Origin of the sequence: Actinoplanes sp. CA-015351, assembly GCF_050955685.1 — a bacterium.
GTDB lineage: Bacteria > Actinomycetota > Actinomycetes > Mycobacteriales > Micromonosporaceae > Actinoplanes.
Map to the genome: position 1 here is coordinate 680,492 of NZ_CP192102.1, position 22,820 is coordinate 703,311.

Genomic DNA, 22,820 nt, shown 5'->3' on the forward strand with positions numbered 1-22,820 from the left:
CCGGCCGGGACTCAACCCAGCCTCTTCAGGCGGCTCACCGCCTCGTCGATGACGTCGAGCCGCTTGCAGAACGCGAACCGGATCAGGTGTCGGCCGGCTTCCTGATTGTCGTAGAAGACCTGGGTCGGCACGGCGACCACACCGCACCGGACCGGCAGCTCCCGGCAGAACTCGATGCCGTCAGTGCCGCCCAGCGACCGGATGTCGGCGGTCACGAAGTACGTGCCCTCCGACGGCAGAACGGTCAGGCCGGCGTCGGTGAGCCCGGAGACCAGACGGTCCCGGCGTTCCCGCAGCCCCGCCGTGAACCCGGTGAAGTACGCGTCCGGAAGACCCAGTGCCACCGCCACGGCAGGCTGAAGCGGTCCCGCGTTGACGAACGTCAGGAACTGCTTGACCCGTTGCACCGCGGAGACCAGCGCGGCCGGGCCGGTGGCCCAGCCGACTTTCCAGCCGGTGCAGGAGAACGTCTTGCCGGCCGAGGAGATCCGCAGGGTGCGCTCCCGCATCCCGGGCAGGCTCGCCAGCGGCACGTGTTCGCTCTCGAAGACCAGATGCTCGTACACCTCGTCGGTGACGGCGTAGGTGTCGTGCTCCCGGCAGAGCTCGGCGATCAGGTCCAGCTCGGCGCGGGTGAAGACCTTGCCGGTCGGGTTGTGCGGGGTGTTGAGCAGCACCAGCCGGGTACGCCCACCGAAAGCCGCCCGCAGCTCCGCCTCGTCGAACTCGTACCGCCCGGAGGGGCCGGGTCGCAGCGTGACCGGCCGACGGACCGCGCCGGCCAGGGTGATCGAGGCGGCGTACGAGTCGTAGTACGGCTCGAAGCAGACCACCTCGTCGCCGGGCTCACAGAGCGCCAGGATGGCAGCCGCGATCGCCTCGGTGGCGCCGGCCGTCACGACGACCTCGGAGTCCGGATCCCGGGCGAGTCCCCAGAACCGCTGCTCGTGCGCGGTGATCGCGTACCGCAGCGCCGGAATGCCGGGCAGCGGCGGGTATTGGTTCGCCCCTCCGGCGAGCGCCTCGGCGGCCGCCGCGAGCATCTCGGCCGGTCCGTCGGTGTCCGGGAAGCCCTGCCCGAGGTTGACCGCCTCGGTACGCGCGGCGAGCGCGGACATCTCACTGAAGATGGTCGTGCCGAACGGGCGCATCCGCTCGACCAGTGGATCGAAGCTGGGCAACCGCGCTCCTCAGAGTCAGTCGAAGACGAGTTGATTGCAGGTCGTCGTCGCGTACGGCCCGGAGCCGGTCTGTTTCGCGACCTCCTTGCCGTCCACGGTTGCCCGGCAGGTGATGTCGCCCTCGCTGCCGTCGGTCCGCTGCGCGGTGACCGAGATCAGGGCCACACCCTTCATCGTGGTGGTGACCTTCCACGGCAGTTTCACGCCGCTCACCACCGTGGGCGTGGTGCCGAGCTGCTCGGTGTAGAGGATCTCGGCCGGCCCGTCACCGGTGATCTCGTAGACGACAGAGATCTCCTTGTTCTCGTCGATGCCCGGGAGGTCGGGCAGGTCGGTGGGCAGGCCCGGCAAATCGGTGGGCAGGCCCGGCAGTTCGGTCGGCAGGCCCGGCAGTTCGGTGGGGAGATCCGTCGGCAGGCCGGTCGGCGCCTGAGGCAGCGTCGGGTTGGCGATCGGCTCGACGACCTCTTTCGCCTTGTCCGTGACGCTGCGCACGATCAGCACACCTGACGTCACCACGCCACCGCAGAGCAGCAGGGAAATGGCCACGACCAGCGCGATCAGCGGCGCTTTGCTCTTACGGGGCGGGGGCGGCGGACCGTACCCAGGCATGGGCTCGCCGTAAGGCGGGTGAGGAGGCGGCGGATAGCCGCCCTGGGTGTAGTCAGGCGCGTAACCCGGCGCCGGGGCATATCCCGGCGGCGCGTAGTTGACCTGCTCGTATCCGACCGGCGGGAACGCGGACGTCGGATCGTAGGGAGGAGGAGGCTCCGGTGGCGTCGCCATGCCCGGGGCGAACTGCGGCGGCCGGGGCGGTTGGCGCGGCTCGCTTGGATCGCTCATGGGTTCCCTCCCGGTGAGGCGCTGCCGTGAACGACGGTACGCCAGCGGCGCACTCGGCGTGTCACCCACCCGTACGGGGTGTTCACCTGTCGTCCGGCAAATCGCGCTTGTGCAGTACACGGGCCCTTCGCCTATAGTTCCGATCACGTACGATGCTCGAAAGTGCCTTTCCCGAGCATGACGTTTGAGCGAAGTTCGGCTACGCTGCCCGTCATGTGTGGGATCGTGGGTTACGTAGGCAATCGTCCGGCGTTGAGCATCGTTCTCGATGGACTCCGCCGCCTGGAGTACCGCGGATATGACTCCGCCGGCATCGCCGTCATCGACGAAGACGTGGTGCAGACCGAGAAGCGGGCCGGCAAGCTCGCCAACCTGGAGAAGGCCCTCGCCGAGCGCAGCGGTGACCGGATCGCCGCCGGCACCACCGGCATCGGCCACACCCGCTGGGCCACCCACGGCGGTCCGACCGACCGCAACGCCCACCCCCACCTCTCCGCGGACGGCCGCGTCGCGGTCATCCACAACGGCATCATCGAGAACTTCGCGCGCCTCCGCGCCGAGCTCGAGGCCGACGGCATCGAGTTCCGCAGCGACACCGACACCGAGTGCGCGGCCCACCTGCTCGCCGCCGAGGTGCGCGCGCTGCGTGCGACAGGTGCCCTGGAGGGTCCGGCCCTGCTGGCCGAGGCCATGCGCCGCACGGTCCGGCGGCTCGAGGGCGCCTTCACGCTGCTCGCCGTCGACGTCGAGGTGCCTGACGCGGTGGTCGCCGCCCGGCGCAACTCGCCGCTCGTGGTCGGCCGCGGCAATGGGGAAAACTTCCTGGCCAGCGACGTCTCGGCGTTCATCGAGCACACCCGGGAGGCGATCGAGCTGGGTCAGGACCAGGTCGTCCTGATCACCCCGTCGGGTATCGAGATCACCGACTTCGACGGCGCCACGGCGACCGGGCAGGAGTTCCACGTCGACTGGGACCTGTCCGCCGCCGAAAAGGGTGGCTATGAGTACTTCATGCTCAAGGAGATCGCCGAGCAGCCGCAGGCCATCGCGGACACCCTGCTCGGCCGCCTGAGCGACCGCGGCGAGATCATCCTGGACGAGGTACGCCTCACCGACCAGGACCTGCGCGACGTCGACAAGGTCTTCATCGTGGCCTGCGGCACGTCGTACCACGCCGGCATGGTCGCGAAGTACGCCATCGAGCACTGGGTGCGCATCCCGTGCGAGGTCGAGCTGGCCAGCGAGTTCCGTTACCGCGACCCGATCCTGGACCGCTCCACCCTGGTGATCGTGATCAGCCAGTCCGGCGAGACGATGGACACGCTGATGGCGCTGCGGCACGCCAAGGAGCAGAAGGCCCGGGTGCTGGCCATCTGCAACACCAACGGCTCCACCATCCCGCGCGAGTCGGACGCCGTCCTCTACACCCACGGTGGCCCGGAGATCGCTGTTGCCTCCACCAAGGCGTTCCTTACCCAGCTGGTCGCCTGTTACCTGATCGGCCTGCACCTGGCCCAGATCCGCGGCGTGATGTACGCCGACGAGGTCGCCGCCGTGGTCGAGAAGCTCCAGGCCACCCCGGACAGCCTGCGTACGCTGCTGGCCGGCATGGAAGACGTCCGTGCACTGGCCCGTGACCTGAAGACCGCGTCGACGATCCTGTTCATCGGCCGGCACGTCGGCTTCCCGGTGGCTCTCGAAGGCGCGCTCAAGCTAAAGGAACTCGCGTACATGCACGCCGAGGGCTTCGCGGCCGGTGAGCTGAAGCACGGGCCGATCTCGCTGATCGACGAGGGAACCCCGGTCGTCTGCGTGGTGCCGTCGCCGGCCGGCCGTGGCGTGATGCGCGACAAGGTCGTCTCCAACATCCAGGAGGTGCGTGCCCGGGGCGCCCGCACCATCGTGATCGCCGAGGAGGGTGACGACAGCGTCAAGGCGTTCGCCGATCACCTGATCGTGGTTCCGCGTACGCCGACCCTGCTCGCCCCGCTGATGACCACGGTTCCGCTGCAGATCCTCGCCTGCGAGATCGCCGCTGCCCGGGGCCACGACGTCGACCAGCCGCGCAACCTGGCGAAGTCCGTCACGGTCGAGTGATCGGGTCCTGACCGAAAGTGACCGGTTTTTGACCGACGGTGATCCGGGCCAGTGCGTCGAGCGCGGGCCGGCCCGGATCCCAGTACCCGAGGTGACCGGCGTCCTCCTGACTGGCGAAGACCTGGGCGCCGAAACCCGGATCGCTCGGGTTCCGGCCGAACCAGAGATCCCGTTCGGGCACGCCGAAGGCCAGCACCGGCCCGATCCCCGGCAGCACGCCCGCGACCGGCAGGTCCTGCAGCAGGCTCTTCGGTGACACCGACGCGTACTGGATCACGTCGGTCCGCGACGTCGACGCCCACACCCGATCGGCCGGGACGCTGAACCGGTCCGCCGAGTCCACGCCTGTCCCGGGCGAGCCGACGAGCACCATGTCGTCGGCAGCGAGCGGCCCGGCAGCGGCGAGGCCAGTCACCAGCGAGCCGTAACTGTGGCCGAGCACGGTCTGATGCGCCGGCTCCCCGTCGTGGGTGGCCCGCAGATCCTCCTGGAATCGGCGCAGCTCAGCCGCACCCTCCCGGGCCTGCCGGGAGGAGTTCGCCTCGTGCAGGAAGTCCGGCGCGTCGTAATCCAGCCATAGCACCGCGCTTGTCGCCTGGTCCGGCGCCAGCTCGGCGGCTCGCTGCGCGACCCGGCCGGCCCGGGTCAGCTCACTGCCGAGCGACTCCAGATCGCTGGTCATGCCGGGAACGTGGGTGAGCACATGCGAGGCCCGATCCGGGTCACCCAGAGCGACAACGGCACGGCCGTCCCCTCCAAGATCAACGCCCATGAGGTACGCCCTGAGCCCGCTGTCGTCGTCGAGACGTGCCGTCAACTCGTCCAGTCCGTCGCGCAGCCCGCGGAGCTGATTTCGCACAGCGGCGTCGGTGGCCCGGTCGAGCCGGTGGTCCAGTGCGGCTCGGTGGTCGTCGAGGAGCAGGCGGTTGGCGACGTCCCGGTCAGCGGCGGGAATGCCACGGGTCGAAGCGAGCGCGGCCGGATCGGTGGCGAGCAGCCAGTTCCGTTCCGCCTGGGTGAGGCCGTCCCACCAGCTTTTGACCTGGATCGGGCCGGTGGTGCAGTCGGGCTGGACCGCTCGGCCGGCTTCGTTCGCGCCGGGTCCTCGGCCGGCTTCGTTCGCGCCGAGTCCTGTGGCGGCTGAGATCGCGGTCAGCCGGGATGCTGCCTGTGCGTCGGCTCGGGCTGCGATCTCCAGCGCCGCGGAAAGGTCGGCCGTGACCTCGGTCATCGTGGCATGGGCGTTGTTTCGGGGGCTGTGGACCGTACCCGAGGAATCAATCACCAAGCCGGCGCTTGTCGCACGGCCTTGCGCCCGGCGGAGTAGCTCGCGCGCTCGCGCGAGTGACGCCGCTAGCTCGCTCAATGCCTGGTCGGCGCGCCAGCAGAGCACCCGGAACAGCGCGATCCGGCGCCGGAACCCAGCGAAGGCAGCCGATGCGGCGGCGACGGCCGTCCCGGACCAGGAGGACCGCAGGCGCGTGGTCAGCGGGCCGAACTCGGCGGCGAGCGCACCGGCGAGCGCTGCCCACCGTCGCCAGGCGGAGGCGGCGGCCAGCCAGCGATCCGGATCGGTCACGCGTAGCCGGGCATAGGTGCTCGTGGGGGACGGGACGTTCCAGGTGGTCATCGGGAGAGCCGGAAGCGGGTTGCCGCGCGGGCGTCGGCCTCCTGATAGGCCGCGGCGGCCGCTGAGATCAGCCGGGCGGTCTCCGACACGTCGCCGCCGAGCTGGTGCAGCTGCAGGCGCAGGGCGTCGGCGGCCAGGGCCGTAGCGGTCGTGGTGGCCCAGCGGGGCGACGGGTGGGGGTGCGGGGCGGCGTCGGCCGTGCCGTTCAGCCGGGCCGCGATGTCGTCGGCGGCCGCGGCCTGCCGAAGCAGTTCGTCGGCGTCGACCTGGAAATCGGGGTTCATCGGCTGCCTCCAGTGAGCGGCGGAACGGGATGCGTCGACGTTAGGGCGGCCGGGCGGTTGGCGGGCCGGGCTGTGGACGAGCAGGTGGGGGAGCAGGGGGTGGTTGTCCACAGGGCTTGCGGCCGATCGGCGGGGTTGTTAGAGGGCGGCGCGTGGTGGTTGTCGTACGTGGGTACGGGGTCGGGGGCACCACTAAGGTGACCGGTGTGATCGTGTCTGTCGGCATCGACGTCGTCCTGGTGGATCGTTTCGCCCGTGCGCTGGAGCGGACACCGCTCCTCGGGGACCGTCTTTTCACCGAGCCGGAACGGCTGACCGGTACCGGGAATCCGCGGTCGGCGGAGTCGCTGGCGGCCCGGTTCGCGGCCAAGGAAGCCGTTGCCAAAGCTCTCGGCGCTCCGGCCGGACTGCGCTGGCACGACTGCGAGATCGTCACCGACCCGGACGGGCGGCCGTGGTTGACCGTTTCCGGTACGGTCGCCGCCGCGGCGTCCGAGAGGGGCATCCATCGATGGCACCTGTCGCTGTCGCACGACGGCGGCATCGCTTCCGCGATGGTGGTCGCCGAGACCGCTGAGTGACGGGAGATCGAGATGCGGCAGGCATGGCGGGTGGCGGGTGTCAGGGCGGCCGAGAAATCGCTGATGGCGACGCTGCCGGATGGCACGCTGATGCAGCGGGCCGCGGCCGGTCTGGCCCGGCGGTGCGCGCTTCTTCTAGAGAACAACGTGTATGGCGCCCGGGTCGTGCTCCTCGTCGGCAGCGGTGACAACGGCGGTGACACGCTCTATGCCGGCGCTGCTCTGGCCCGCCGGGGCGCACAGGTCCGCGCGCTGCTGCTCACCCCGGAACGCGTTCATCTGGCCGGCCTCGCCGCGCTGCGCGCCTCCGGCGGATTCACCACCTCGCACCTTCCGGACCGCGCCGACCTGGTCCTCGACGGAATCGTCGGCATCGGCGCCAGCGGAGGGCTCCGGCCGCCTGCCGCGGCCATCGTGCGCCGGCTCGGCTCACTTCGCGGGCGTACGGGTGACCGCCCGGTGATCGTCGCCGTCGACGTGCCGAGCGGAGTGGCAGTGGACACCGGGGACGTTCCCGGCGAGGCGGTCGACGCGGACGTCACTGTCACGTTCGGGTGCTTGAAACCGGCACACGTGATCGGCCCGGCGGCGGTCCGCTGCGGTGAGGTCGAGCTGATCGACATCGGTCTCGGCCCGGCGCTGATCACGAGCCCGGCGGCGCGGGTGCCCGAGCTTTCCGACATCGCCGAGTGGTGGCCCAGGGCGGGCGCGACCTCGGACAAGTACACCCGCGGTGTGGTCGGCCTGGCGACCGGCTCGGCGGGTTACCCCGGCGCGGCCCTGCTGGGATGCACCGGCGCGCTGGCCGGGCCGTCCGGAATGGTCCGGTACGCGGGCAGTGCACACGCCGAGGTGGTCCGTGCCCATCCGTCGGTGGTGGTGGCGCGCAAGGTTGCCGAGGCGGGGCGGGTGCAGGCCTGGGTCTGCGGTTCCGGGCTGGGAACGGGGGCGGATGCGCGTACCGAATTGCGCAGTGTCCTCGCCACGTCCCTGCCGGTGCTGCTCGACGCTGACGCCATCACGCTGCTGGTCGGCGGTGAGCACGCGGAAGACCTGCGCCGGGACGCTCCGGTGGTGCTGACCCCGCACGACGGTGAGTTCAAGCGGCTGGCCGGTGAGTCTCCGGGCGCCGACCGGGCCGGTGCGGCCGCCCGGCTCGCGGCGTGGACCAACGCTGTCGTGCTGCTCAAGGGTGACCGGACGATCGTGGCCACTCCGGCGGGTGAGATCTGGGTCAATCCGACAGGCAGCCCGGCGCTCGCCACGGCCGGTTCCGGCGATGTGCTGGCCGGTCTGCTCGGCTCGCTGCTGGCGGCCGGTCTTCCAGCGGCCAGGGCCGCCGTTGCCGCGGCTTTCGTGCACGGCCTGGCCGGGCGGCACGCGGCGCTGGACGGCCCGGTGACCGCGCCGGACGTGGCCGCCGCGATCCGGCCGGTGCTCGGCCGGATCCTCCAATGATCTTGCGGGGTGACCAGAACTGTCATACGCCTCAGTAGGGTTAGAGGCATGTGGCAGGCCGAAGTCCGCGTCGATCTGGACGCGATCCGGGACAACGTCGCGGCGTTGAGGGCACGCACCTCCGCCGAGGTGCTTGTCGCCGTCAAGGCGGATGGTTATGGGCACGGCATGGTTCCGGCCGGCCGGGCGGCGATCGCCGGCGGGGCGACCTGGCTCGGTGTCGCCACCCTCGACGAGGCGCTCACCCTGCGCCGGGCCGGCATCGAGTCGCGGGTGCTGGCCTGGCTGCTCAGCCCGGGTCTGCCGCTGCACGAGGGTGTGGCCGCCGGCATCGACCTGAGCGCCGCCACGCCGGAGCTGGTCGACGAGCTGGTCGCCGCGGCCAGGCAGGCCGGCCGCACCGCCCAGGTGCATCTCAAACTCGACACCGGCCTGGCCCGTGGCGGCGCGGCGCAGTCGGACTGGCCGGCGCTGTTCGAGGCCGCTGCCAAGGCGCAGGCCGGCGGCGACGTCGAGGTGGTCGGTGTGTGGAGCCACTTCGCCTGCGCCGACGACCCCGGCCACGAGTCGGTCGACCGCCAGCTGGCCGCTTTCGGAGAGGGCCTGGAGCTGGCCGGGCGTTACGGGATCAGCCCCCAATTCCGCCACATCGCGAACTCGGCGGCCACCCTGAGCCGGCCCGATTCACACTTCGACCTGGTCCGGGTCGGCATCGCGGCTTACGGTCTGTCACCGATCGCGGACCAGGCATACGGTCTGCGGCCGGCGATGACCGCCCGGGCCCGGGTGACCCTTGCGAAACGGGTTCCGGCCGGTCAGGGCGTCTCCTACGGCCTGACCTACACCACCGATCGGGAGACCACCCTCGCTGTCGTGCCGTTCGGTTACGGCGACGGCGTTCCCCGGCACGCCTCCAGCACCGGCCCGGTGCGCATCGGCGGCGCGGTGTCCCGGATCGCCGGGCGCGTCTGCATGGACCAGTTCGTGGTCGACGTCGGCGACGAGCCGGTGGTGGCCGGCGACGTGGCGACCCTTTTCGGACCGGGTGACGACGGCGAGCCCACCGCCGACGACTGGGCCGCCGCCACCGGGACGATCAATTACGAGATCGTCACCCGGTTCGGGAGCAGCCGGGTGCCAAGGCACTACGACGGGGAGGTCCAGCCGTGAAAAGGGCTGCCAGGACCGCCGGCATATTCGGGGCCGCGGTCGGTGTCGCGGCGGCCGGCCTGGCAACCGCGTTCGCCGTGGAGCGGGTGCTGGTGCGGCGGTCGGTCAACGCGCCAGGCGACCCTTACGTCGAGGAGCCGTTCGGCGACCAGCAGTTCGACTCGGAGCGGACGGTCACCGCGGCCGACGGCACCGACCTGCACGTCGAGATCGTCGAGCCGGACGAGCCGAACGACCGGCCCACAATCGTTTTTGTGCACGGCTTCGCGCTCGACATGGGCACGTTCTACTTCCAGCGCAAGGAGCTCGCCGAGCGCGGCGATTACCGGATGGTCTTCTACGACCAGCCCGGCCACGGCCGGTCCGGCAAGCTCCAGTCGGGGACGTACGACATCGCGGCGCTGGGCCGCTCGCTCGCCGCGGTGCTGGAGTCGACAGTGCCGGACGGCCACATCATTCTGGTCGGCCACTCGATGGGCGGCATGACGATAATGGCGTTCGCCGAGCAATATCCGGAGTGGTTCGGCAACCGGGTCACCGGCGTGGTCCTGATGTCCACGTCGGCCGGGCTCATCGACAAGGCCCAGCTCGGCGTGACGAACCTGGTGGCCCGGGCCAGCGCCCCTTTCTTCCCGCTGTGGGACAAGGCGGCGCACCTGGGCGGCGGCACCATCGACCGGGCCCGGGTCGCCTCTTCCGATCTGGCCTGGCTGCTCACCCGGCGTTACGGGTTCGGCGAGGCGAAACCAAGCGCCACCCTTGTCACGTTCGTGGAGAGCATGAATTCCAAGACGTCGGTGGAGACACTGACGAAATACCTGCACACGCTCTACACCCACAACCGGTTCCCGGCGCTGTCGGCGCTGCGTGGCGTGCCGGTTCTGGTGGTCGTCGGCGACCGTGACTATCTGACTCCGGTCACCCACTCCGAGGAGATCCTGAAGCATCTGCCCGAGGCCGAGCTGCTGAAGATAGAGAACAGCGGACACGTGGTGATGCTGGAGAAATCCGAGCAGGTAAACGCGGTCCTGATCCCCTTCCTGGAGAAGATCACGTGAAGTTCGCGACCGTCGAGGACACTCAGAACTTCGGCCGCCGCTTGGCGGGCATCCTCCGGGCCGGCGATCTGCTGCTGCTCACCGGCCCGCTCGGCGCCGGCAAGACCGCGCTGGTCCAGGGCATCGGCGCCGGTCTGGGCGTGCAGGGGCCGATCACCTCGCCGACCTTCGTGATCGCCCGGGTGCACAAGGGACCGCTGCCGATGGTGCACGCGGACGCGTACCGGCTGGGTGAGCGACCCGATCCGCGCGCCGAGATCGACGACCTTGACCTGGACGCCTCGGCCGACGACGCGGTGACCGTCGTCGAGTGGGGTGCCGGCCTGGTCGAGCAGCTCAACGACGAATACCTGCGGGTCCGCATCGACCGGCTGGACGACGACACCCGAGTGATCGACCTGGTGCCGCACGGCGGCGACTGGGCACACCGACTGGAGAGCCTGTGAACCTGACCGAACTGCTGCCCGCGCAGTGGCGTGCCGAGCTCACCCCGTTCCTCGACGCGGACGCCACCGCGAAACTGGGCGAGTTCGTCGCCGCCGAATACTCGAGCGAGACCGTGTACCCGCCGGTGGAGGACCTGTTCGCGGCGTACCGGCTGTGCCTGCCGGAGCAGACCCGGGTGCTGATCCTGGGCCAAGATCCCTACCACGGTCCGGGGCAGGCGCACGGCCTGAGCTTCAGCGTGCGCGAGGGTGTGCGTAAGCCTCCGTCGCTGGGCAACGTCTTCAAGGAGCTCGCCGAGGACGTCAACATCGCCAAGCCGGCGAGCGGCGATCTGACCGGCTGGGCGCGGCAGGGTGTGCTGCTGCTCAACGCGGTGCTCACGGTCCGCGCGGGCAAGGCCGGCTCGCACGGCAACAAGGGCTGGGAGGCGTTCACCGATGCCACGATCCGGGCGCTGAACGAGCGCGACGAGCGGATCGTCTTCATGCTCTGGGGCAGTTACGCCAAGAAGAAGGCAGCGCTGATCACCAACCCGGCGCACGCGGTTCTGGAGGCCGGGCACCCGAGCCCGCTCAACCGGGCAGGCTTCCTCGGCAGCCGGCCGTTCAGCGCGGCCAACAAGGCCCTCGCCGACGGCGGCCGCCCGCTGATCAACTGGGACCCGCGCTAGGCGCGGGCGGCGGGTGGCGGCTGGGCGGATCGGACCCGCGCTAGGGTCAGGTGTGCTCGTTTTAGCTCTGGACACCGCCACACCCGCCTCCACGGCGGCGCTCGTCGAGGTGACCGCGGACGGTCTTTTCGGCGTCGCGGAAAGCCGCACTGTCGACCCTCGGGCGCACGGGGAGAAACTCGCCCCGGAGATCGCCGCGGTGCTGACCGAGGCGGGTTACCGCCCGCGTGACCTGACGGCGATCGTGGCGGGTCTTGGTCCGGGGCCATACACCGGTTTGCGGGTCGGCCTTGCCACCGCGGCGAGCATGGGCCAGGCGCTGGGCATCCCGACGTACGGTGTCTGCTCGCTCGACGGTCTGGGCCGCGCCGCCGGGCCGGGACGGGTGCTGATCGCGACGGATGCCCGCCGCCGCGAGGTATATTTCGCGACATATCAGGACGGCGAGCGCCTGACCGGCCCCGATGTCGCCAAACCGGCAGACGTGGCGGTCGGCGAGGTCGACCGGGCTGCCGGCGAGGGTGCTCTGAAATACGGTGACCTTTTCGGCGTACCCGTGGAAGAGCATCTCCTCTATCCGCCGGGAGCCGCTCTCGTGGCGCTCGCCGCGGCGAAGATCCGCGGCGAAGCGCCGGGTGAGGTGCTGACGCCCCTTTATCTGCGGCGGCCCGACGCGGTGGAGCCGGCCGCGCGCAAGCCGGTGCTGACCTGATGCGGATCGAGCGTTTCCGCTGGTGGCACATCGGTCAGGTGCTGCCGGTCGAGGAGGACCTGTTCGGTCCGGAGAAGTGGTCCGCCGCGATGTTCTGGAACGAGCTGGCGCAGGGCCATCACTACCTGGTCGCGGTCGAGGACGAGAAGGTGCTCGGTTACGCCGGGCTCTCGGTCGTCGACCCGGAGGAGTCCTGGGTGCAGAACATCGCGGTACGCCGGGACGCGCAACGCCGCGGCCTCGGACGCCAGCTGCTCGAGGCGCTGCTGGCCGAGGCGGCCGCACGCGGGGTACGCAAGACCCTGCTGGAGGTCGCCGTCGACAACGCGCCGGCGCAGGCGCTGTACGCGAGTTACGACTTCGAGCCGGTCGGAATCCGGCGCGGTTACTACCAACCCAGCAACACGGACGCCCTGGTGATGATGCGCGATGCGTGACGAACCCCTGGTTCTCGGGATCGAGACCTCCTGCGACGAGACCGGCATCGGCATCGTGCGCGGGCACACCCTGCTCGCCGACGCGCTGGCATCCAGTGTGGACCAGCATGCCCGGTTCGGCGGGGTGGTGCCCGAGGTGGCCAGCCGCGCGCACCTGGAAGCGATGGTGCCGACCATGCAGCGCGCCCTCGACGAGGCCGGTGTGACCCTGGCCGACATCGACGCGATCGCGGTGACCAGCGGTCCCGGCCTGGCCGGCGCCCTGCTGGTCGGTGTGGCGGCGGCGAAAGGGTACGCGCTGGCCGCCGAGAAACCGATCTACGGCGTGAACCATCTGGCTGCGCACGTGGCGGTGGACACTTTGGAGCACGGACCGCTGCCCGAGCCGGCGATCGCGATGCTGGTCTCTGGCGGCCACTCGTCGTTGCTGCTCGTCGACGACCTGACGGCCGGTGTCACGCCGCTCGGCGCGACAATCGACGACGCGGCCGGCGAGGCGTTCGACAAGGTGGCGCGGCTGCTCGGGCTGGGTTTCCCGGGTGGGCCGATCATCGACCGGACGGCCGTCTCCGGCGATCGCCAGAAGATCGCGTTTCCGCGCGGGCTGACCGCGCCGAAGGACCAGGCCGCGCACCGATTCGACTTCAGCTTCTCCGGCTTGAAGACGGCGGTGGCCCGCTGGGTGGAGGCCCGGGAGCGTGCCGGTGAGCCGGTGCCGGTGGCCGACGTGTCGGCGAGTTTCCAGGAGGCGGTCTGCGACGTGCTGACCGCGAAAGCGATCGACGCCTGCCTTACCAACGGCGTGCAGACGCTTGTCATCGGCGGTGGGGTGGCGGCCAACTCACGGCTGCGGGTGCTCGCCGAACAGCGTGCGGCAAAACACGGGATTCTGGTACGCGTACCCAGGCCTGGCCTTTGCACCGACAACGGCGCGATGGTCGCGGCACTCGGCTCGCATCTGGTCGCGGCAGGCGTCGCCCCGAGCCGTCTTGATCTTCCGGCTGACTCGGCCATGAGTTTGACCGAGGTCAGTGTGGCGGGGTAGGAAGCGAGCATGATCGCGCGGATGTGGGAGGTGCGGGCCTCGCGCAGCGGCTTCGACGAGCTGCTGAGCTGGGTCTGTGACACGGCGGTGCCCTCGTTGGAGGTGCTGCCACAACATGTGTCGAGTGACGTCTATTCGTCCACGGATCAACGCATCGTCGTCATCACCAAATGGCGTAACACCCCGGAGAGCATGCCTACCCCGCCGGAGAAGCTGGTAGCACGCACTCCGCACGTCTGGGATTTCACACCCGTCGATCGCTGACCGGTCGCAGTCAGGGCACCCGGCATTTACCGTCGGGTCCTGATGCGAAGATTGCCTGAGCATGAACCTGGCCTGCCCGACTCCCGGTCCGCTGCCCGATATCTGTTCTGGTTGGTCCGGCGTTCCCGGCTGACGGTCGTCGTCGCGGCCATCCTCGCGATCATCTGGATGGGCTGCCAGTCGCTGGCGCCCGCGATGGTCGGTAAGGCCGTCGACGCGGCTGTCACCTATGACAGCCGGGAACTCGCCCGTTGGACGCTGCTGCTGCTCGGTGTCGGCACCGTGCAAGCGATCGCCGGCATCATGCGGCACCGGTTCGCGGTCACCAACTGGCTGGGCGCCGCGTTCCGGACCGTCCAGGTGGTGGTCCGCCAGGCGAACCGGCTCGGTGCCACGCTGCCGCGACGCCTCGACGCCGGCGAGGTGGTGGCGATCGGCACCTCGGACATCAGCCACATCGGCAGCGCGGTCGACCTGGTCTCGCGGGGGATCGGCTCGCTGCTGGCGGTCGGCATGGTCACCGTGCTGCTGCTGCGGATCTCGGTACCACTCGGGATGATCGTGCTGATCGGCGTACCGATCATGATGGTTGTGGTGGGCCTGTTGATCGGTCCGCTGCATCGCCGCCAGCGGGCGTACCGCACGCTTCAGGGCCGGCTGACCGGCCAGGCCGCCGACCTGGTGTCCGGGCTGCGGGTGCTGCGCGGCGTGGGTGGTGAGCCAATCATCGCGGCGCGCTATCGCGCCGCGTCTCAGGCGCTGCGCGCGGCGGGGGTACGCACAGCGAAGGTCGAAGCACTTCTCGAGGCGGCCCAGGTGCTGCTGCCCGGAGTCTTCCTGGTCCTGCTGACGTGGCTGGGCGCGCGATCCGCCTGGAAAGGCGAGATCACTGTCGGTCAGCTGGTGTCGTTCTACGCGTACGCGGCGTTCCTGGTGGCACCGTTGCGGCAGCTCACCGAGGCGGTCGACAAGATCACCCGAGGGCACGTGTCGAGTCGCCGGGTGGTGGCGATGCTGACCGTGGAACCGGAGCTGACCGAACCGGACGATCCGGTGCCGCTGCCGGCCGGTGAGCTTCGTGACCAGGAATCCGGAGTGTGTGTGCCGGCCGGGCTGATGACCGCGATCGTCGCGGCCCTCCCATCCGACGCGGCCCGGATCGCCGACCGCCTGGGACGGTATGCGGACGGCTCCACTCTCGGCGGCGTGCCGCTTGCCACCGGGGATCTCGCCGAGGTCCGGGAGCGGATCCTGGTGGCCGACAACGACGCGCGCCTGTTCGCCGGCCGGCTGATGTCCGATCTGGACCCGTACGCGACCGGCGCCCTCCCAGAGGCGCTGGAGGTGGCGGCCGCGACCGGCATCGTCGACGGCCTGCCGGACGGGGTGGCCAGCGTCGTCGCCGAACGCGGCCAGTCCTTCTCCGGCGGTCAGCAGCAGCGGCTGCGCCTGGCCCGCGCGCTGATCGTGAACCCCGAGGTGCTGATCCTTGTCGAGCCGACGAACGCTGTCGACGCGCACACCGAGGCGCTGATCGCCGACCGGCTGCGGGCGGCCCGGTCCGGGCGTACCACTGTCGTCTGCACGTCCAGCCCGCTGCTGCTGAGCCGCGCCGACCAGGTCTGCTACGTCGAGAATGGACAGCTGGTGGCGGCCGGCCCGCATCAGGACCTGCTCCGCTCCACACCCGGGTACGCACGGATGGTGCTGCGCGAGGATCAGCCATGACCCGCCCGCTTCCGGTGGCGAGCACGTCGCAGGCTCGCCGGTACGCCCGTGACCTGGTCCGCCTCGACCCGGGGATGTTCCGTGCCGCGGTCGGGCTGAACGTCGCCGCGGCGCTCGCAGCCCTGGCCGGCCCGCGGCTGCTCGGCGACCTGGTCGAGGCGATCGAGAAGCACGAGCCGATGGACGACCTGAACCGGCTGGTCCTCGCGCTCGCCGGATTCGTGCTGGCGCAGGCGATCCTGACCCGGTTCGCGCATCTGGCCTCGGCCCGGCTGGGCGAGCGGGTACTGGCCCGGCTCCGCGAGGAGTTCGTCGCCCGGGTCGTCACCCTGCCGCTGTCCACGGTGGAGGCCGCGGGCAGCGGTGACTTGCTGACCCGGGCCACCCGGGACGTCGACGCGCTCTCCAAGTGCGTCCGGTTCGCGGTGCCGGAGACGATGATCGCACTGATCACGCTGGTCCTGTTCGTGGTGGCACTGGTGCTGGTCAGTCCGCTGTTCGCGGTGCCGCTGCTGATCGGGGTGCCGATCCTGGTGGTCGGGACCCGGTGGTACCTGCGGCGGGCGCCGGAGGGTTATCTGGAGCAGAACGCGGCGTACTCCGACGTGACCGAGGGGCTCACCGAGACGGTGGAGGGCGCGCGGACCGTCGAGGCGCTGCGCCGGGGGCGGCAGCGGGTTGCGCGTACCGACGTGGACCTCGCGCGGGCCTGGAAGGCCGAGCGGCACACGCTCTTCCTGCGGACCGTCTGGTGGCCGATCATCGAGACGAGTTACGTCCTGCCGGTCGTGGTCACCCTGCTCACCGGCGGCTGGCTCTATCTGCGCGGCGTGGTGACGCTGGGTCAGCTGACCGCTGCGGTGATCTACGTGCAGCAGCTCGTCGACCCGCTCGACCGGCTTTCCGCCTGGCTCGACGAGCTGGAGGTCGGCGCCGCCTCGCTGGCCCGGCTGCTCGGCGTCACGGCCGAGGCGTCGCCGGCGGCCATCGGGCCGGAACCGTCCGGTAGCCGGATCGAGCTGCGTGGAGTGCGGTTCGCGTACCGGCCGGACCGGGAGGTGCTGCACGGTATCGATCTCACCCTGGAGCCGGGCGAGCGGCTTGCCGTGGTCGGTGTCTCCGGCGCCGGCAAGTCCACCCTCGGCCGTCTGCTCGCCGGCGTGCACCAGCCGACCGCCGGCAGCATCACGGTGGGTGAGGTGCCACTGGCGGCGCTGCCGCCGGAGCGGCTGCGCGCCGAGGTCGCTCTGGTCAGCCAGGAACACCACATCTTCATCGGCACGCTGCGCGAGAACGTCGCCCTGGTGCGTCCCGGCGTCGCGGACACCGAGGTACGCGGGGCGCTCTCCGCCGTGCACGCCCTGGACTGGGTGGACGACCTGCCGGACGGCCTGGCGACCGTGGTCGGCGCCGGAGGTCTGCCCCTTACTCCGGCGCAGGCTCAGCAGGTGGCTCTCGCCCGGCTGATCCTGGCCGACCCGCACACGCTGGTGCTCGACGAGGCGACCGCTCTGCTCGACCCGCGGGCGGCCCGGGACCTGGAGCAGAGCCTCGCGGCCGTGGTCCGCGGGCGCACCGTCGTGGCGATCGCCCACCGGCTCTTCTCGGCACACGACGCCGACCGGGTCGCGGTGGTGGAGGACGGCCGGATCGCCGAGATCGGGTCACATGACGAGCTGCTGGCGGCCGACGGGGCGTACGCGGCTCTGTGGCGTTCCTGGCAGGGGACCTCGGAAAAGCAGGAAGGGCGCGCCGATGGCGCGCCCTTCCATGTTCGTTGACTTCTTAGAAGCCGGGGCCGTGCTGGTGGCCGTGGCCACCGTGGCTGTGCCCGCCACCGGCGGCCGGAGCCGCCTCGGCCGGCTTCTCGACCACGAGGCTCTCGGTGGTCAGCAGCAGGGCGGCGATCGAGACGGCGTTGGAGACCGCGTTGCGGGTCACCTTCACCGGGTCGATGATGCCGGCCGCGGCCAGGTCGACGTACTCGTCGGTGGCCGCGTTGAGGCCCTGGCCCCAGCCCAGCTCGGCGACCTTGCCCACCACGACGTAACCGTCGTGGCCGGCGTTCTGCGCGATCCAGCGCAGCGGCTCCACCAGCGCCTTGCGGACGATGGCGACACCGATGGCCTCTTCGCCGGTGAGACCGAGGTTGCCCTCGAGCTCCTTGGAGACCTGCGCGAGCGCGGCGCCGCCACCGGGGACGGTGCCTTCCTCGACCGCTGCCTTGGTCGCCGCGATGGCGTCCTCGATGCGGTGCTTGCGCTCCTTCATCTCGACCTCGGTGGCCGCGCCGACCTTGATCACCGCGATGCCGCCGGAGAGCTTCGCGAGCCGCTCCTGGAGCTTCTCACGGTCCCAGTCGGAGTCGGACGCCTCGATCTCCTTGCGGATCTGCGAGACCCGGTCGGCCACGTCGGCGCTGTTGCCGCCGCCGTCGATGATCGTGGTGTTCTCCTTGTCGACGACGATCCGCCGGGCGCTGCCCAGCGACTCGATGCCGACCTGGTCGAGCTTGTAACCGAGCTCGGGGGCGATCAGCTCGCCACCGGTCGCGATCGCCAGGTCCTGGAGGATCGCCTTGCGGCGGTCACCGAAACCGGGCGCCTTCACCGCGGCGACCTTGATGGTCTTGCGGAGCGCGTTCACCACGAGGGTGGAGAGGGCCTGGCCCTCGACGTCCTCGGCGATGATCAGCAGCGGCTTGCCGCCCTGGAGCACCTTCTCCAGCAGCGGGAGGAGCTCCTCGATGCTGGAGATCTTCTGCGTGGTGATCAGGATGTAGGCGTCCTCGAGGACGACCTCCTGAGACTCCGCGTCGGTCACGAAGTTCGGCGAGATGAAGCCCTTGTCGAACTGCAGACCCTCGGTCACGTCGAGCTCGGTCAGCATGGCCGAGCCCTCCTCGACCGTGATGACACCGTCGCGGCCGACCCGGTCCATCGCCTCGGCGATCAGCTCGCCGATGGTGGCGTCCTGGGCCGAGATGGTGGCCACGTTCGCGATCGCCTTGTGGTCGGCGACCTCGACGGCCTTGGCCAGCAGAGCCTTGGAGACGGCCTCGGAGGCCAGGTCCATGCCGCGCTTGAGGCCGATCGGGTTGGCGCCCGCGGTCACGTTACGCAGGCCCTCACGGACCAGCGCCTGCGCGAGCACGGTCGCGGTGGTGGTCCCGTCACCGGCGACGTCGTTGGTCTTGGTCGCCACCTCCTTGACGAGCTGCGCGCCAAGGTTTTCGTACGGGTCGGAGAGCTCGATCTCCTTGGCGATGGTCACACCATCGTTGGTGATCGTGGGCGCACCGAACTTCTTGTCCAGGACGACGTTGCGACCGCGCGGTCCGAGGGTGACCTTGACCGTGTCGGCGAGCGTGTTGACGCCGTGCTCCAGCAGGTGCCGGGCGTCGTCAGAGAAACTGAGAATCTTCGCCATTTATGGTCCCTTCACGCACCAGCGCCCTGCCCCGAGCTATCGGAACAGGGCGCAGGCGCAATCAGTTAGGTCTTACTTCTCGATGACCGCGAGGACGTCGCGGGCGGAGAGCACCAGGTACTCCTCGCCGGCGTACTTGACCTCGGTGCCGCCGTACTTCGAATAGAGCACCACGTCGCCGACCTGAACGTCGAGCGGAACGCGGTTGCCCTTGTCGTCGATCCGGCCGGGACCGACAGCAAGGACGGTGCCCTCCTGCGGCTTCTCCTTGGCGGTGTCGGGGATCACGATGCCGGAAGCGGTCGTGGTCTCAGCCTCGTTCGCCTGGACCACGATGCGGTCCTCGAGCGGCTTGATCGCAACCTTTGTCGCGGTAGTCACGGGCATACCCTCCTGGGTACAGGTTTCGCCGGCCATGAACCAGGCCGGTCTCATGCCTCATGCCACCGGGCGGGGCCGTCGTCGCGGGTGCCGGTCCGCCTGGTGCCTGACCGCACGGGCGGGCCGCACGGCTGGCACCCTCATGTTGAGAGTGCTAATCGGAGACTATTCCGGAACTAGCACTCCGTCAACCAGAGTGCCAGCCTGTCATGCCAGGGAGAATGCCTGTCGTGACACCTGAGCTGCTCTCTGCATTACGTACCCCGGAAGGGGTCGAAGCCCTGGCCGTGGCGGCTGAGGTGGCTGACGCCGAGCCTCTCGCCGCCGCCTCGGCCGTCCGGGCCCGGGGCATCGGCGCGGAACTCGCGGCAGCCGCCTTGACCCAGGCTAGTTTGCGCGGCCGCGCGGCGATGAAGTTCGGGCCGGACGCGGCGCGGATGTTCTTCACCCGCCCGGGGCTGGAACAGGCCACCCGAGCGGGTGTCGCGGCTCGCCGGGCGGAGCGGCTCGCCGCCGCGGATGTGCGCTCGCTCACCGACCTGGGCTGTGGTCTCGGCACCGACGCCTTCGCCGCGGCCCGCCGCGGCATCCGGGTGTACGCGGTCGACGCCGACCCGCTGACCGCCGCTGTCGCAGCCGCCAACGTCGAGGCGCTCGGCCTGACCGACCTGATCACGGTGGAGTGCGCGGACGCCACCACGGTCGCGGTGGAGGCGTACGACGCGGTTTTCGCGGACCCGGCACGCCGTCAGGCCGGGCGGGGGCGGGTGTTCGACCCGAAGTCGTACTCGCCGCCGTGGGACTTCGTGGCGGCGCTGCCGCAGCGGGTACCGCGGACCGTGCTGAAACTCGCGCCCGGCATCGACCACGGCCTGCTGCCGCCGGGCGCCGAGGGTGAGTGGGTCAGCGTCGGGGGCGACCTGGTCGAGGCGGCCTTCTGGTGCGGGCCGCTCGCCCGGGATCCACGCCGGGCGTCGCTGCTGAGCGGCGCCGGGGACGCGTCGCGGGGCGTCGCGGAGCTCACCGGGTCCGGCGTCGAGGCCGCACCGGTGGGCCCGGTCGGCGCGTACCTGTACGACCCGGACCCGGCAGTGGTTCGCTCGCACCTGGTGGCCGAGTTCGCTGAGACGGTCGGCGGGCGGCTCGGCGATCCGGACATCGCGTACGTCTACACCGACGATCCGGTGGACACGCCGTTCGCCCGTCGGCTCGGTGTGACCGACGTGCTGCCGTTCTCCCTGAAGAAGCTGCGCGCCCTGCTGCGGGAGCGGGGGATCGGGCGGCTGGAGATTCGCAAGCGCGGTTCGGCCCTCGTCCCGGACCAGCTGCGCAAGGATCTGCGCCTCTCCGGTCCGAACGGCGCCGGCCTGGTGCTGACCCGGGTCGCCGGCGCGCCGGTGGCGTTGATCACTCGTGAGTCGTAGCGCGGTACCGTGCCCCGCATGGCGAAGAAAGCGGCCGGCACGCCGGCCACCGTCGTGCTGACCGCCGAGCGGGTCGCGCACACCCTTCATCCGTACGAGGTGTCGCCCGACTCGCCGAACTACGGCGCTCTGGTCGCCGAGTTCCTGGGTGTCGCGCCCGCGAGCCTCTTCAAGACGCTGATCGCCGAGGTCGACGGGAAACTGGTCGTCGGGGTCGTGCCGGTGACCGGCGACCTCGACCTGAAAGCGCTCGCGCAGGCCGCCGGAGGCAAGCGGGCCACGCTCGCGGACCGGGCCGCCGCCGAGCGCAGCAGTGGGTACGTCCGCGGCGGGATCAGCCCGCTCGGCCAGCGCCGCCGACTCCCCACGGTGATCGACGACACCGCGCCCGATCTCGACCTGATGTACGTCTCAGCGGGCCGCCGGGGTCTCCAGGTCTCGCTGGCCCCGGCCGACCTGATTCGCCTGACCAGCGCGACCGTGGCACCGATCCGCAGCTGAAGTCGCAGCATCCTAGTACGAGTCAGGAAACGTCTGTTCTTCCGGGATCTGCCAACTTCGAGGCCGAACATTACTTAGCGTTACCCCGTGTGTATCCGGGGGCGTTTTTCGTGCGGCAAGGTACCTGCTGGTAACAGAGCTGTGTTGCCGGATTGTTATCCCTCGTTACGAGATAGACCTCCATTGCGGCTTGTGTTCTCGGCCACCATGGGAATACGTTGCCGGGCACAACAAACCGGTTCCTCCTCCATCGGCGTCACAGGGGAAGCGTCCCTCTCGGGCTTCACGCGACCCCTGACAAATCCGAACCAAGGCCCCGGATTTACCCCCCGAAAGGACATAAGGAATGCGTAAGGGACTGTTCGCCCTTGCCGCGGTCGGCCTCCTGGCCACCGGAAGCATGGCTGCGTGTGGCAGTGAAAGTGGCAGTGACGGCGACAGCGGCAGCAGTGGCTCGTCGGCCGGCAAGGTCGGTGTGATCCTGCCGGACACCAAGAGTTCCGCTCGCTGGGCGACCGCCGACCTCAAGTACCTCACCGACGCCTTCAAGGCGGCCGGTGTCGAGGCCGACATCCAGAACGCGCAGGGTGACAAGACCCAGTTCCAGACGATCGCGGACGGCATGATCTCCAGCGGCGTCAAGGTTCTGGTCATCGTCAACCTGGACTCCGGCACCGGCAAGGCCGTGCTGGACAAGGCGAAGGCCGCGGGTATCGCGACCATCGACTACGACCGCCTCACCCTCAACGGTGGCGCCGACTACTACGTGTCGTTCGACAACGTCGAGGTCGGCAAGCTCCAGGGCCAGGGCCTGATCGACTGCCTCACCGAGAAGAAGGTGACCAAGCCGGTCGTCGCGTACCTGAACGGTTCGCCGACCGACAACAACGCCACCCTCTTCAAGGAGGGCTACGACTCGATCCTGAAGCCGAAGTTCGACTCGGGTGAGTACACCAAGGGTCCGGACCAGGACGTTCCGGACTGGGACAACGTTCAGGGCGGCACGCTCTTCGAGCAGATGCTGACCACGAACAAGGACATCAAGGGTGTTCTCGCCGCCAACGACGGTCTCGGCAACGCGGCCATCCAGGTGCTGAAGAAGAACAAGCTGAACGGCCAGGTCCCGGTCACCGGCCAGGACGCCACCGTTCAGGGTCTCCAGAACGTCCTCGTCGGCGACCAGTGCATGACGGTCTACAAGGCCATCAAGCAGGAGGCCGACGCTGCCGCCGAGCTGGCGATCGCCCTCGCGAAGCAGCAGGCCCCGACCTCGGCGACCGGCTCGGTCACCGACCCGGAGTCGAAGAAGGACGTCAAGGCTGTCCTGCTGAAGCCGCAGTCGATCACCAAGGCGAACGTCAAGGACGTCGTGACCGACGGCTTCGTGACCAAGGAGGAGCTCTGCACCGCGGACTTCGCCAAGGCATGCACCGACGCGGGCATCAGCTGACGCTGACGCACTCGAGCCGTAACGGCTGAG

22 protein-coding genes are annotated in these 22,820 nt (G+C 70.1%); 16 read left to right on the forward strand and 6 right to left on the reverse strand.

Annotated features, from left to right (window positions below):
- Window positions 1-11: 11 nt before the first annotated feature.
- Window positions 12-1,151, reverse strand: a complete 1,140-nt coding sequence (locus tag ACQP2E_RS03125) for a pyridoxal phosphate-dependent aminotransferase (RefSeq protein ID WP_433833742.1) — start codon at window positions 1,149-1,151, stop codon at window positions 12-14.
- 45 nt (window positions 1,152-1,196) lie between these two features.
- Window positions 1,197-2,024, reverse strand: coding sequence for an MmpS family transport accessory protein (locus ACQP2E_RS03130; protein ID WP_433828364.1), 828 nt, complete (start codon window positions 2,022-2,024; stop codon window positions 1,197-1,199).
- A gap of 252 nt (window positions 2,025-2,276) precedes the next feature.
- On the opposite strand from ACQP2E_RS03130, the gene glmS reads away from it, so the two are divergent.
- Window positions 2,277-4,121, forward strand: coding sequence for a glutamine--fructose-6-phosphate transaminase (isomerizing) (glmS, locus tag ACQP2E_RS03135; protein ID WP_433828365.1), 1,845 nt, complete (start codon window positions 2,277-2,279; stop codon window positions 4,119-4,121).
- On the opposite strand, the gene ACQP2E_RS03140 is transcribed toward glmS, so the two are convergent.
- On the reverse strand, window positions 4,108-5,751 hold the full coding sequence (locus ACQP2E_RS03140; protein WP_433828366.1) for an alpha/beta hydrolase: 1,644 nt from the start codon (window positions 5,749-5,751) through the stop codon (window positions 4,108-4,110). The genes glmS and ACQP2E_RS03140 overlap by 14 nt on opposite strands.
- Complete coding sequence (locus ACQP2E_RS03145; protein WP_433828367.1) at window positions 5,748-6,035, reverse strand: hypothetical protein; 288 nt, start codon at window positions 6,033-6,035, stop codon at window positions 5,748-5,750. The genes ACQP2E_RS03140 and ACQP2E_RS03145 overlap by 4 nt, the downstream gene beginning before the upstream one ends.
- Window positions 6,036-6,241: 206 nt before the next feature.
- Between ACQP2E_RS03145 and ACQP2E_RS03150 the strand changes: the two genes are divergently transcribed.
- From ACQP2E_RS03150 to ACQP2E_RS03205, 12 genes are read left to right on the forward strand one after another with little or no spacing between them, the layout of a single operon-like run.
- Window positions 6,242-6,616, forward strand: a complete 375-nt coding sequence (locus ACQP2E_RS03150) for a holo-ACP synthase (RefSeq protein WP_433828368.1) — start codon at window positions 6,242-6,244, stop codon at window positions 6,614-6,616.
- 12 nt (window positions 6,617-6,628) lie between these two features.
- The gene (locus tag ACQP2E_RS03155) at window positions 6,629-8,074 is read left to right on the forward strand and encodes an NAD(P)H-hydrate dehydratase (RefSeq protein ID WP_433828369.1); all 1,446 of its coding nucleotides are present in this window, start codon (window positions 6,629-6,631) and stop codon (window positions 8,072-8,074) included.
- Between the two features lie 48 nt (window positions 8,075-8,122).
- The gene (gene alr / locus ACQP2E_RS03160; protein WP_433828370.1) at window positions 8,123-9,244 is read left to right on the forward strand and encodes an alanine racemase; all 1,122 of its coding nucleotides are present in this window, start codon (window positions 8,123-8,125) and stop codon (window positions 9,242-9,244) included.
- Window positions 9,241-10,302 (forward strand): alpha/beta fold hydrolase, encoded by a 1,062-nt coding sequence (locus ACQP2E_RS03165; protein WP_433828371.1) that lies wholly within the window; start codon window positions 9,241-9,243, stop codon window positions 10,300-10,302. Before alr ends, ACQP2E_RS03165 begins: the two co-directional genes overlap by 4 nt.
- On the forward strand, window positions 10,299-10,748 hold the full coding sequence (gene tsaE / locus ACQP2E_RS03170; protein ID WP_433828372.1) for a tRNA (adenosine(37)-N6)-threonylcarbamoyltransferase complex ATPase subunit type 1 TsaE: 450 nt from the start codon (window positions 10,299-10,301) through the stop codon (window positions 10,746-10,748). Before ACQP2E_RS03165 ends, tsaE begins: the two co-directional genes overlap by 4 nt.
- On the forward strand, window positions 10,745-11,419 hold the full coding sequence (ung, locus tag ACQP2E_RS03175; protein ID WP_433828373.1) for a uracil-DNA glycosylase: 675 nt from the start codon (window positions 10,745-10,747) through the stop codon (window positions 11,417-11,419). The genes tsaE and ung overlap by 4 nt, the downstream gene beginning before the upstream one ends.
- Before the next feature lie 52 nt (window positions 11,420-11,471).
- Window positions 11,472-12,131, forward strand: coding sequence for a tRNA (adenosine(37)-N6)-threonylcarbamoyltransferase complex dimerization subunit type 1 TsaB (gene tsaB / locus ACQP2E_RS03180; protein ID WP_433828374.1), 660 nt, complete (start codon window positions 11,472-11,474; stop codon window positions 12,129-12,131).
- Window positions 12,131-12,568: a ribosomal protein S18-alanine N-acetyltransferase gene (gene rimI, locus ACQP2E_RS03185; RefSeq protein WP_433828375.1), complete on the forward strand. Its 438-nt coding sequence runs from the start codon at window positions 12,131-12,133 to the stop codon at window positions 12,566-12,568. Before tsaB ends, rimI begins: the two co-directional genes overlap by 1 nt.
- The gene (gene tsaD / locus ACQP2E_RS03190; protein WP_433828376.1) at window positions 12,561-13,613 is read left to right on the forward strand and encodes a tRNA (adenosine(37)-N6)-threonylcarbamoyltransferase complex transferase subunit TsaD; all 1,053 of its coding nucleotides are present in this window, start codon (window positions 12,561-12,563) and stop codon (window positions 13,611-13,613) included. Before rimI ends, tsaD begins: the two co-directional genes overlap by 8 nt.
- A 9-nt stretch (window positions 13,614-13,622) precedes the next feature.
- The gene (locus ACQP2E_RS03195) at window positions 13,623-13,877 is read left to right on the forward strand and encodes a hypothetical protein (RefSeq protein WP_111648450.1); all 255 of its coding nucleotides are present in this window, start codon (window positions 13,623-13,625) and stop codon (window positions 13,875-13,877) included.
- 42 nt (window positions 13,878-13,919) lie between these two features.
- Window positions 13,920-15,605: an ABC transporter ATP-binding protein gene (locus ACQP2E_RS03200; protein WP_433828379.1), complete on the forward strand. Its 1,686-nt coding sequence runs from the start codon at window positions 13,920-13,922 to the stop codon at window positions 15,603-15,605.
- Window positions 15,602-17,386, forward strand: a complete 1,785-nt coding sequence (locus ACQP2E_RS03205; protein ID WP_433828380.1) for an ABC transporter ATP-binding protein — start codon at window positions 15,602-15,604, stop codon at window positions 17,384-17,386. Before ACQP2E_RS03200 ends, ACQP2E_RS03205 begins: the two co-directional genes overlap by 4 nt.
- A 4-nt stretch (window positions 17,387-17,390) precedes the next feature.
- Here ACQP2E_RS03205 and groL read toward each other — a convergent pair whose 3' ends face one another.
- Entirely contained in the window at window positions 17,391-19,034 is a 1,644-nt protein-coding gene (gene groL, locus ACQP2E_RS03210) for a chaperonin GroEL (RefSeq protein WP_433828381.1), read from the reverse strand.
- Window positions 19,035-19,106: 72 nt separating this feature from the next.
- The gene (gene groES, locus ACQP2E_RS03215; protein WP_111648446.1) at window positions 19,107-19,421 is read right to left on the reverse strand and encodes a co-chaperone GroES; all 315 of its coding nucleotides are present in this window, start codon (window positions 19,419-19,421) and stop codon (window positions 19,107-19,109) included.
- Window positions 19,422-19,636: 215 nt separating this feature from the next.
- On the opposite strand from groES, the gene ACQP2E_RS03220 reads away from it, so the two are divergent.
- From ACQP2E_RS03220 to ACQP2E_RS03230, 3 genes are all read left to right on the forward strand, one after another.
- Window positions 19,637-20,839, forward strand: a complete 1,203-nt coding sequence (locus ACQP2E_RS03220; RefSeq protein ID WP_433828383.1) for a class I SAM-dependent methyltransferase — start codon at window positions 19,637-19,639, stop codon at window positions 20,837-20,839.
- 18 nt (window positions 20,840-20,857) lie between these two features.
- The gene (gene ybaK, locus ACQP2E_RS03225; RefSeq protein WP_433828384.1) at window positions 20,858-21,340 is read left to right on the forward strand and encodes a Cys-tRNA(Pro) deacylase; all 483 of its coding nucleotides are present in this window, start codon (window positions 20,858-20,860) and stop codon (window positions 21,338-21,340) included.
- Between the two features lie 346 nt (window positions 21,341-21,686).
- Window positions 21,687-22,790 carry a sugar ABC transporter substrate-binding protein gene (locus ACQP2E_RS03230; protein WP_433828385.1) on the forward strand — a complete coding sequence of 368 codons (1,104 nt, stop codon included), beginning with the start codon at window positions 21,687-21,689 and terminating at the stop codon, window positions 22,788-22,790.
- Window positions 22,791-22,820: the final 30 nt, after the last annotated feature.

Coding starts and splice junctions, on each gene's coding strand:
- ACQP2E_RS03125 (WP_433833742.1), bottom strand. CDS start 1,151: ATGCGCCCGTTCGGCACGACCATCTTCAGTGAGATGTCCGCGCTCGCC.
- ACQP2E_RS03130 (WP_433828364.1), bottom strand. CDS start 2,024: ATGAGCGATCCAAGCGAGCCGCGCCAACCGCCCCGGCCGCCGCAGTTC.
- ACQP2E_RS03140 (WP_433828366.1), bottom strand. CDS start 5,751: ATGACCACCTGGAACGTCCCGTCCCCCACGAGCACCTATGCCCGGCTA.
- ACQP2E_RS03145 (WP_433828367.1), bottom strand. CDS start 6,035: ATGAACCCCGATTTCCAGGTCGACGCCGACGAACTGCTTCGGCAGGCC.
- ACQP2E_RS03155 (WP_433828369.1), top strand. CDS start 6,629: ATGCGGCAGGCATGGCGGGTGGCGGGTGTCAGGGCGGCCGAGAAATCG.
- alr (WP_433828370.1), top strand. CDS start 8,123: ATGTGGCAGGCCGAAGTCCGCGTCGATCTGGACGCGATCCGGGACAAC.
- rimI (WP_433828375.1), top strand. CDS start 12,131: ATGCGGATCGAGCGTTTCCGCTGGTGGCACATCGGTCAGGTGCTGCCG.
- tsaD (WP_433828376.1), top strand. CDS start 12,561: ATGCGTGACGAACCCCTGGTTCTCGGGATCGAGACCTCCTGCGACGAG.
- ACQP2E_RS03195 (WP_111648450.1), top strand. CDS start 13,623: ATGATCGCGCGGATGTGGGAGGTGCGGGCCTCGCGCAGCGGCTTCGAC.
- ACQP2E_RS03200 (WP_433828379.1), top strand. CDS start 13,920: ATGCGAAGATTGCCTGAGCATGAACCTGGCCTGCCCGACTCCCGGTCC.
- ACQP2E_RS03205 (WP_433828380.1), top strand. CDS start 15,602: ATGACCCGCCCGCTTCCGGTGGCGAGCACGTCGCAGGCTCGCCGGTAC.
- groL (WP_433828381.1), bottom strand. CDS start 19,034: ATGGCGAAGATTCTCAGTTTCTCTGACGACGCCCGGCACCTGCTGGAG.
- groES (WP_111648446.1), bottom strand. CDS start 19,421: ATGCCCGTGACTACCGCGACAAAGGTTGCGATCAAGCCGCTCGAGGAC.
- ACQP2E_RS03220 (WP_433828383.1), top strand. CDS start 19,637: ATGCCTGTCGTGACACCTGAGCTGCTCTCTGCATTACGTACCCCGGAA.
- ybaK (WP_433828384.1), top strand. CDS start 20,858: ATGGCGAAGAAAGCGGCCGGCACGCCGGCCACCGTCGTGCTGACCGCC.
- ACQP2E_RS03230 (WP_433828385.1), top strand. CDS start 21,687: ATGCGTAAGGGACTGTTCGCCCTTGCCGCGGTCGGCCTCCTGGCCACC.